At 68.1% G+C, this 8,710-nt stretch carries 9 protein-coding genes; 4 read left to right on the forward strand and 5 right to left on the reverse strand.

The window, feature by feature from the left end:
- Position 1: 1 nt before the first annotated feature.
- Positions 2–814 (forward strand): MBL fold metallo-hydrolase, encoded by an 813-nt coding sequence (locus EDC31_RS09535; protein ID WP_042061169.1) that lies wholly within the window; start codon positions 2–4, stop codon positions 812–814.
- Positions 815–900: 86 nt separating this feature from the next.
- Positions 901–1,779, forward strand: coding sequence for a class I SAM-dependent methyltransferase (locus EDC31_RS09540; protein WP_042061171.1), 879 nt, complete (start codon positions 901–903; stop codon positions 1,777–1,779).
- Between the two features lie 9 nt (positions 1,780–1,788).
- On the opposite strand, the gene EDC31_RS09545 is transcribed toward EDC31_RS09540, so the two are convergent.
- The 4 genes from EDC31_RS09545 to tsaD all read right to left on the reverse strand — a co-directional run bounded on the left by EDC31_RS09545 (position 1,789) and on the right by tsaD (position 5,569).
- A complete protein-coding gene (locus EDC31_RS09545) occupies positions 1,789–2,499 on the reverse strand; it encodes a TylF/MycF/NovP-related O-methyltransferase (protein WP_158310353.1) in 711 nt (236 codons plus the stop codon).
- A 162-nt stretch (positions 2,500–2,661) separates the two neighbouring features.
- Complete coding sequence (locus EDC31_RS09550; RefSeq protein WP_042061173.1) at positions 2,662–3,633, reverse strand: NAD(P)H-dependent glycerol-3-phosphate dehydrogenase; 972 nt, start codon at positions 3,631–3,633, stop codon at positions 2,662–2,664.
- Positions 3,630–4,457: a 23S rRNA (adenine(2030)-N(6))-methyltransferase RlmJ gene (locus EDC31_RS09555; RefSeq protein ID WP_042061175.1), complete on the reverse strand. Its 828-nt coding sequence runs from the start codon at positions 4,455–4,457 to the stop codon at positions 3,630–3,632. Before EDC31_RS09555 ends, EDC31_RS09550 begins: the two co-directional genes overlap by 4 nt.
- Complete coding sequence (gene tsaD / locus EDC31_RS09560; protein WP_042061178.1) at positions 4,454–5,569, reverse strand: tRNA (adenosine(37)-N6)-threonylcarbamoyltransferase complex transferase subunit TsaD; 1,116 nt, start codon at positions 5,567–5,569, stop codon at positions 4,454–4,456. The genes EDC31_RS09555 and tsaD overlap by 4 nt, the downstream gene beginning before the upstream one ends.
- Before the next feature lie 94 nt (positions 5,570–5,663).
- On the opposite strand from tsaD, the gene hemC reads away from it, so the two are divergent.
- Positions 5,664–6,785 (forward strand): hydroxymethylbilane synthase, encoded by a 1,122-nt coding sequence (hemC, locus tag EDC31_RS09565; RefSeq protein WP_042061180.1) that lies wholly within the window; start codon positions 5,664–5,666, stop codon positions 6,783–6,785.
- Positions 6,786–6,813: 28 nt separating this feature from the next.
- Positions 6,814–7,530 carry a uroporphyrinogen-III synthase gene (locus EDC31_RS09570; protein ID WP_165920201.1) on the forward strand — a complete coding sequence of 239 codons (717 nt, stop codon included), beginning with the start codon at positions 6,814–6,816 and terminating at the stop codon, positions 7,528–7,530.
- Positions 7,531–7,650: 120 nt separating this feature from the next.
- Here EDC31_RS09570 and bla read toward each other — a convergent pair whose 3' ends face one another.
- On the reverse strand, positions 7,651–8,544 hold the full coding sequence (bla, locus tag EDC31_RS09575) for a class A beta-lactamase (RefSeq protein ID WP_158310369.1): 894 nt from the start codon (positions 8,542–8,544) through the stop codon (positions 7,651–7,653).
- Positions 8,545–8,710 lie beyond the last annotated feature (166 nt).

An 8,710-nucleotide genomic window follows, 5' to 3' on the forward strand; every position in this document is an offset into this window, starting at 1 on the left:
CATGACGGGGCAGAGACGCAGGCTCTATCACGAGGCGATTCCCGATTATGGCGTCCCGCTCACCGAGGCGGCGGGGTTGCGGCGCGTGGTGGCGCGCAATCCCGGGCCGATGACCGGCCACGGCACCAATAGCTGGCTGGTCGAAAGCGAGGGCGGCTGGGTCGTCGTCGATCCCGGTCCCGACGACGCGACGCATCGCCGCGCCGTGCTCGACGCGTGCGACGGGCGTCTGCGCGCGATTCTGCTCACGCATCACCACAAGGACCATGACGGCGGCACCGTCGCTCTGGCCGCCGCGGCGGGCGCGCCTGTGCATGGCGGGCATGTCGGCGCGCCGATGACGGATGGCGAGACGCTTTATGGGCTGCGCGTGGTCGCCACTCCCGGCCATACGATGGATCATGTCTGCTTCGATCTCGGGGAAGGCCGCCTGCTGTCCGGCGATCATGTGATGGGCTGGTCCACCTCCGTGGTGATGGCGCCGCCCCGGGGAAGTATGGGGGCCTATCTCGCCAGTCTGGAGACGCTGCGGAGGAGCGCATATCGCACGCTGTTCAGCGCCCATGGCGCGGCCATCACCGAGCCTGACCCCTTTCTCGACGGGCTGTTGCACGGAAGGCGACGCAAGATCGAGCAGGCGGCGACGGCGCTGACGCCGGACTGGCAATCCGCCGAAATGCTGTGCGACCGCCTCTATTCCGCCCTGCCGGAGGGGTTGCGTCTCGCCGCGATGGAAATGACGCTTGCGACGTTGGCGGAGCTTGAGGCGCAGGGACGTGCGATCGGCGGCGATCAGGGGTGGAAAGTGGCGTGAGGCGGCGGCTGGGCGGGTCGTTCCACTTGTTTCGTCGTTGACGATATTTTATCGTTTCGGACGGAACAGGCGTCAGGATCGTCATCATGTATCAGGGGCCCGGCGCCGCTGCGGTTTTCGAGACTTTTCATGACAAGAGTGACGAGGACTGGCTCTCCGTCCTCGTGTCCTCGCTGCGTGTGCCGGAGATTTCCGGCGCGCGGATGCCGGATTTTCCGTCCGATCAGCTTCAGAGCGAAATTCATGGCCATAGCGGGGAGGTTTCCCTGCATGAGGCGCATGTGTTTTATCGCGAGATCAAGGCCTATTGCGCCTATGCCGGGCGGCCGGTGCGCCCCGAGACGGCGGTGCTGGATTTCGGCTGCGGCTGGGGACGGATGGCGCGGCTGTTCATGAAGGACGTGCGGCCGGACACGCTTTACGGCGTCGATTCGACGTCGCGCTTTCTCATGGAGGCGCGACGCTGCAATCCGGCGCTCAATTTCCTGTCATGCGGTCTGGTGCCCCCGTTGATGATGGGGCCGGAAAGTTTCGATCTCATCATATCCTGGTCTGTCTTCTCGCATCTGGACGAATTTCTGGCGGGGCACTGGATCCGGGAGTTCCATCGTCTGCTGAAGCCGGACGGTCTGGCGATCATCACCACGCAGAGCCGCCGTTTCATCGCGTTCTGCGCGGAAATGCGGGCGCGGCGGGCCTCGGGCATGAAGCTGGAACATGGCTGGTACGAGGCCTGCGCGGACAGTTTCACGGATGAGGCTGGGGCCAACACGCGGTACGAGGCCGGCCAGTTCCTCCATGCCGCGGGGGTGCGCGCGCCCTGCCCGGAGGCGCATTATGGCGAGGCGATCATCCCGCGCAATTACGTCATCAAGGCCTGGGGGCATCTCTTCCGGCTGGTCGAGTTTCTCGACAATCCCGTGCGCCTGCCCCAGGTGATGATCGTGTTGCAGAAGATCGGATAAAGCGTCGCGTCAGGCGGCGGCGCTGTCCGGCGCGGCATGCAGGATGGCCCGGTCGTTCCGCTGTTCTGCCGCGTGTGCGCCCGGCTGGCAGACGACCATCGCCTGGGTGGTGGACAGTTCGATCACGCGTTCCGGCTTGTCGGCCATGAATCGGGTGAAGGCGCGCGACACACCTTCGATGATCGAATAGTCATGGGTCAGGATGATCCCGCCCGGGACCATGCGGGGATAGAAGAACGCCAGCCCCGCGAGGGTCGCGTCATGCAGATCGACATCGAGATGCACGAAGCTGAAGCGCAGCGAGTCCAGCCCTTCCGTGCTCGCGGGGAAGATTCCCGGATGGTAATGCACTTCCGGAAATTCGGCGAGCGCCTGTTTGACGGAGGCCAGCGTGCCTGGAAACTGGCCTTTGGAGAAGACCTGTTCCTCATGATCGGCGGGGGCCGGCAGCCCTTCGAACGTGTCGAAGAGATGGAGAGGCGTCTCGCCCTTCACCTGGCAGATCAGCGCCGCGGACGCGCCCCGATAGACGCCGAATTCCGCCATGACGCCGGGGAGCACCGCTTGGGCGTTGGCGAGTTCATGGAGCAGGAACGCCTCATCGGCGCTCAACAGCGAATGGCTGTCGCGCGCGGCGGCGCGCAGGCGGAACAGTGTGAGCGGGTTCTTGTGGCCGGCGAGCAGGCGCATCTGGATTTTGTTTTGAATCCCGAACGTCATGGCCCGGGCAAACCTGTTTGCGCCAATGAAGCGGCGCATCTTCTCATTCCGCATCCACATGAGTGAGGTAAGCTTCCTTCCGACCCTTCAGGCCGACTGCCGGCCCGAGTTGATTGTAACGCCGCATGGGCTGTCCAGTTTAGGGACGAAAGGGCGGTGCGTCTATTCGGTGGTCGGAGGGCGGTCCAGCAGCAGCGCGCGCGCCCGCTTCGCATCGACCGAGCCGGCGAGGAGACGGGTGACGGTCTCGACGATGGGCATGGCGACGCCGTGGCGACGCGCCAGGGCGAGCAGCGCGGGCGCGGTGGCGACGCCCTCGGCGACGGTCGTGCGGCGGGAGAGGATTTCTTCCAGCGTTTCGCCGCGCCCGAGGGCGAGGCCGAGGCTGAAATTGCGCGATCCGGGGCCGGTGCAGGTCAGGATGAGGTCGCCCATGCCGCTGAGGCCCGCAATCGTGGCCGCGCGGCCGCCCATGGCTTCCGCCAGTCGGGCGATCTCCACGCCGCCACGCGTGATCAGGGCGGCGCGGGCGTTCTCGCCCAGCTCCGCGCCGATGGCGATGCCCGCGCCGATGGCGATGACGTTCTTGGCCGCGGCGCCGGTCTGCACGCCGATCGGATCGTCACTGGCATAAAGGCGGAAGGATGGTGTGGCGAGGCCGGCGCAATAGGCCCGCGCCTCGTCGAGGTCGGGGGCGGCGATCGTGGCGGCGGCGGGGAGGTCGCGGGCGATTTCGACGGCGAAATTCGGCCCCGACAGCATGGCGGCCGCGCGGCCGGGTTGCGTCTCCGCGAGAATCTGGAGCGGGAGGGCGCCGGTCGCGGTTTCGACGCCCTTGCAGCAGGCGATGAGCGGCGAGGCGCCGGGAAGCCTGGCCGAGATGTCGCGCAGGGATTGCAGGGGAACGGTCAGGAGCGTGAGATCGGCCTCGGCAGGAAAGCTGTTGGTCAACGTGACCAACGGCGGAAGTTCGATATCCGGCAGGCGCGGCAGTGTCCGCGTCCGATCGAAGTCGGGAGCCGGGATGGGCCGGCGCATCCAGAGCGAGACCTGCGCGCCCGCGCGGGCCTGGGCGCAGGCGAGCGCGATGCCCCATGCGCCCGCGCCGATGACGGCAATATGACGCGCGCTCATTCTTCGGCGATCCAGTCGACCGAGACCGCGCCTTCGCCTTCGGGGGCGAGAAGGGGGAGAAGGGCGGTCAGAAGGGTGTTCGCCGTTTCCGCGAATGGCCAGGGCGGGTTGGCGATCAGCAGGCCGCTGCCGTTGAGGCGCTCCGGGTCCAGCGGCGGACGCAGGGTCAGTTCGCAGGCGAGGAGCGCCCGCAACCCCCGGTCGCGCAGGGCGTCGTGAAAGGCGCGGACGGGCGCGCGGTGCTTGATCGGATACCACGCCGCCACGATCCCTGTCGAAAACCGTGCGCGCGCCATGGCGACGGCGTCCGCGAGGCGGGCGAATTCATCGGGCTGTTCGAAAGGCGGATCGAGCAGCACGAGGCCGCGCGTCTGGGGCCGGGGGGGCAGCAGGGCGCGGATGGCCTCGTACCCGTCGCGGCGGTGAATGGCGGCTTGCGGCGTGACGCGGAAGACCCGATGCAGTCGGCTGGCGTCCTCCGGATGAAGCTCGCAGGCCATGAGCCGGTCCTGCGGACGCAGCAACTCGGCGACGATGCGGGGCGAGCCGGGATAGAGACCGGGCGCGCCCAACCGGCGCATCAGGGTCAGATAATCCGCGAGGGCGGCATCGTCCGAATCGAGCAGGCGACCGATCCCGCCGCGCCATTCCTGCGTTCTGGAAGGTTCCGGCGCGTCGAGCGCATAGACGCCGCAGCCCGCATGGGTGTCGAGCACCGCGATGCCGCCCTCCTTCCTTTGCAAGGCGCGAATCAGCGCGACGAGCAGCGCGTGCTTCGTCACATCGGCGAAATTCCCGGCGTGATAGGCGTGGCGGTAATTCATCTTTGCGCCTCTCCGGTTCGTGCCTCTCCCGGCGGGCGGACGTCGTCCAGCGGCCAGCGCGGGCGGGGGGCGACGGCGATGTCGTCGGGCGGACCGAGCCCGGCTTCCGCGCGGGCGCGCAGGGTTTCCAGCGCCGCCCAGCCGACCATCACGGCATTGTCCGTGCAGAGCCGGAGCGGCGGGGCGACGAATGGCAGGGCATGTTCGGCGGCGACGGCTTCGAGCCGTGCGCGCAGCGTGGCATTCGCCGCGACGCCGCCCGCCACCACAAGCGCGGTCGCGTCCGGCAGGAGGGCGAGGGCGTTGCGGGCGCGGTCCGCCATCAGATCGGCGACGCAGAGCTGGAAGCTGGCGGCGATGTCGGCAGCGGCGCGCCGGGGCAGAGCGGCGTTCCCATAAGGGGCGACCAGTCGCGCGACGGCGGTTTTCAACCCGGAGAAGGAAAAATCGCAGCCGGGCCGCCCCATGAGCGGGCGGGGCAGGGCATAGGCGCGCGGATCGCCCTCCATGGCGAGACGTTCGAGCGCCGGACCGCCGGGCCAGCCCAGCCCGAGCAGCTTGGCCACCTTGTCGAAGGCCTCGCCCGCCGCGTCGTCGATCGTGCCACCCAGCCGCCTGTAGCGTCCGATTCCCTCGACCGCGACGCATTGACAGTGGCCGCCGGAGACGAGGAGCACGAGATAGGGGAAGGCGAGGCTGCCGGAAGGGGCGCTGCCAGAAGGGGCGTTATCAGCCGTGCGCCGGGGCAGGCGCGGGGTGAGGGCGTGCGCCTCGATATGGTTCACGGCGATGAAGGGCTTGCCGCGCGCGAGGGCAAGGCCCTTGGCCAGCGTGCTGCCGACGATCAGGCCGCCGATCAGCCCCGGCCCGGTGCTGGCGGCGAAGGCGGAGACGTTCTCCAGCGTCACCCCGGCCTGCGCCAGAGTCGCCTCGATCAGTCCGGGCAGCGCCGCGAGATGGGCGCGCGCCGCGATCTCCGGTACCACGCCGCCCAGCGCGGCATGGCCGGTCTGGGTCAGGACGGATTCGGCCAGCACGGCGCCGTCCGGCGCGAGGAGGGCGCAGGCGGTGTCGTCGCAGGAGGATTCGATTGCGAGAAGAGGGCCGGTCATGCGCCTGCTATAATGCGCCGCGCCCGCACGCGCGAGCGTCAGTGACGCTGTTCGCTCTTTTCTTGCGGGACGGGGTAGGATACCAGAAGCCGTCATGAACGCCAGCCCGCCGCGCGAGGTTGCCCCCGATCTCGCCCTTTCCTTGCAGTCCGTTGCCGCCGAGGCGATGCGCCGGCAAGCCGCGACCCGTCCGTCCCCGCATCGCCGGACGCTGCCGTTGCGCGTCGGCACGCGCGCCTCGCCGCTTGCCCTGGTGCAGACGCGGGCCTTCCTGACGCGCTTGACGCGGTTTTGTCCGGTCCTGCGCGACATGGGCGCGTTTCAGGAGCACCAGATGACCACGACGGGCGATCAGGTCCAGTCGCGCCGTCTGGCGGAGATCGGCGGCAAGGGGTTGTTCGCCAAGGAAATCCACGAGGCGCTGGCGGAAGGGCGGATCGATTTCGCCGTGCACAGCCTCAAGGATCTGGAGACGACGCTGCCGGACGGGCTCGAACTGGCCTGCACCCTGCGGCGCGAGGACGAGCGGGATGTGCTGATCCTCCATCCGCGCCTTCGGGCGGAGGCGGCCCGTCATGCGGACCCGCTGGACGTGCTGCCGGAAGGCGCGGTGATCGGCTGTTCCTCCGTGCGGCGTCAGGCGCAGTTGCTGCATCGCCGTCCGGATCTGCGTTTCACCCTGCTGCGCGGCAACGTGCAGACGCGGCTGGACAAGCTGGCGGGCGGCGCGTGTGACGCGACGATGCTCGCTCTGGCGGGGCTCCGGCGTCTGGGTATGGAGGATCGCGCGGATATCGTGCTCGATCCGGAAAAGATGGTTCCGGCGGCGGGTCAGGGAATCGTCGGGGTGACGGTGCGGTCGTCGGATACCGAGTTGCTCGACCTTCTTTCCGCCATCGAGGACCCCGAGGCGCGGGTGGTGGCGACGGCGGAGCGCGCCCTGCTCGCGGTGCTGGACGGCTCCTGCCGCACCCCGATCGGCGGTTACGCGCGGCTGGTGGAGAATGGTCGGGCGGGTCACGAAACGGGTCATGGGCCGCTGGCCGGGCGCGACCTCGTCCTGACCGGGCTGGTGGCGCGCGAGGATGGCAGCTTCTATCTGAAGCGCGAGATCCGGGGCGCGCCCGCCGATGCGCGGCGACTCGGCGAGGAACTCGGGGCCTCGCTCCGGGCGGATTCGCCTGCCGATATCTTCGAGGATTCCGCTGCGGGCTGAGTTCCTTCAGTCCGGGCGGCGGGGCGCGGTGCTCGTCACGCGGCCCGAGCCCGGCCTGTCGGAGACGATGGCGCGTCTCGCGGCCTCGGGATGGTGCGGGATTGCCTGTCCGGCCCTGAATGTGGAGTCGCGCCCGTTGCGGCTGAGCGAAGCACGGTTCGACGGGGTTCTCGTGAGTTCCGGTCAGGCGCTGCCCTCCCTGTGTGGGGCTGTCACGCCCGATCTGCCGCTTTTCGCTGTAGGTGAGGCAACGGCGGCGCGCGCGCGGGCGGCCGGATTCCGGGACGTGCGTGCGGCGGAGGGCGATGCGGCCGCCCTGCTGGCGGCGCTTGGCCCCGCGCCCGGAGGCGGGGGGCACCTGCTTCTCCCGACCGGCGAAGGGGTGGGGCAGGCGCTGGCCGAAGGCGCGCGGCGGCTGGGCTGGCGCGTGACACGGCGGGTGGCCTATGTGGCGCGTCCGGCGGCGACGCTCGCGAAGGACGGGCTGGCGGCCTTGGCGGCTGGCCGGGTCGAGGCCGTGCTGTTTTTTTCGGCGGCGACGGCGCGTGCCTTTCGGCGGGCGCTGCCGCCCCTTCTCGTGCGAAGCCTCTCCGACATTCATGCCATTGTGCTGGCTCCGAAGATCGCCGCCGCGCTCGACCCTGCCGAATGGGCGCGCATTTCCATGGCGATGCGCCCGCATCAGGACGCCATGCTGGAATGTCTGGCGCGCCGGGAGGATGGGGACGCCGTCATCCGTTCATGATGAAGTCCCGGAGGCGTCAGAGCCCGTCCACGTCAATCCGGTTTTCCAATCTTTCTGCCTGACAGCCGGATATTCCGTTTCCCTCGCACTCCCGCTCTCGGCGCCCCGGCAAGCGGGCAGTCAGACCTTCCATGCCGCGGCAACCTCGCCCAGCCTTTTGAGAACGGCTTCATCTGCGGGCCGTATTGCTTCTGAGAAAACGGGATTCTCGAAATAGCCGATCACCACCAGAGGGCTGCGCCCGCCGGGGGGCACCAGAACCGCGAGATCGTTTGTTTTGTTGCCGAGGCCTGGTCGCATGCCTGTTCCGGTCTTGTCATAGCCGCGCCAGTCAGCCGGTATTCCCGCCCGTATCCGATTCTGTCCGCTCCGCGTCGCGGCCATCCATGCCTGCAATCGCTCGCGACTGCCCTTGCTGAGGACGTCGCCGAGCACGATCCGATGCACGGTGTCGGCCATGGCGTGAGGCGTCGTGCTGTTCGCTTCAGTGCCGGGCGGAATCACGTTGACGCTCGGTTCGTAGCCGTCGAGGCGACTTGTATCGTCGCCGATCTCACGCCAGAAGCGCGTCACGGCTTCCGGCCCTCCGAGCCGGCGCATGAGCACGTTCGCGGCCGCATTGTCGCTCGTGATCTGCACGGCCTTGGCCAGCGCCAGAATTGACAGGCCTCCTGCGGCAAGATTCTCTTCGACAACAGGCGAGTAACCGACGATATCGGCCTTGCTGAAGGACAGCGTCTCCGTCAGATCGAGACGTCCGACATCGCTTTCACGCAACACCATGGCCGCCAACGAAAGTTTGAAGGTCGAACAATGGCAAAAGCGCTCGTCGGCGCGCCAGCCGAAACTGCGCCCGCTGCCAATATCCAGCACAAACGCTCCCAGCCTGCCGCCGGAAGTTTGCTCCACGGCGCGAAGGCGTGCGACCGGGTTTGGAGTTGATGCCAGCGCAGTCGAGGCGGCGGGCAGGAGAAGGCTTGCGCCAAGGGCGAGAGTAAAATCACGTCGGTCCATTATCGAGTCCCGATATCGTTCGTTTGTCGATTTTATCATCCCGACCGGCGCAGTCACGGCGTCCTGAAGTAGCCCCTGGAAATGGGACCACAGGTTAAGTTGGAGATATCTGGCTCTGTCGTATGAAGGAGCGATGATGACGAAGAAGACGAGACGGAAGCTGGAC

The sequence above is a fragment of the Acidomonas methanolica genome (assembly GCF_004346035.1).
Classification (GTDB): domain Bacteria; phylum Pseudomonadota; class Alphaproteobacteria; order Acetobacterales; family Acetobacteraceae; genus Acidomonas; species Acidomonas methanolica.

Coding starts and splice junctions, on each gene's coding strand:
- EDC31_RS09535 (WP_042061169.1), top strand. CDS start 2: ATGACGGGGCAGAGACGCAGGCTCTATCACGAGGCGATTCCCGATTAT.
- EDC31_RS09540 (WP_042061171.1), top strand. CDS start 901: ATGTATCAGGGGCCCGGCGCCGCTGCGGTTTTCGAGACTTTTCATGAC.
- EDC31_RS09545 (WP_158310353.1), bottom strand. CDS start 2,499: ATGACGTTCGGGATTCAAAACAAAATCCAGATGCGCCTGCTCGCCGGC.
- EDC31_RS09550 (WP_042061173.1), bottom strand. CDS start 3,633: ATGAGCGCGCGTCATATTGCCGTCATCGGCGCGGGCGCATGGGGCATC.
- EDC31_RS09555 (WP_042061175.1), bottom strand. CDS start 4,457: ATGAATTACCGCCACGCCTATCACGCCGGGAATTTCGCCGATGTGACG.
- tsaD (WP_042061178.1), bottom strand. CDS start 5,569: ATGACCGGCCCTCTTCTCGCAATCGAATCCTCCTGCGACGACACCGCC.
- hemC (WP_042061180.1), top strand. CDS start 5,664: ATGAACGCCAGCCCGCCGCGCGAGGTTGCCCCCGATCTCGCCCTTTCC.
- bla (WP_158310369.1), bottom strand. CDS start 8,544: ATGGACCGACGTGATTTTACTCTCGCCCTTGGCGCAAGCCTTCTCCTG.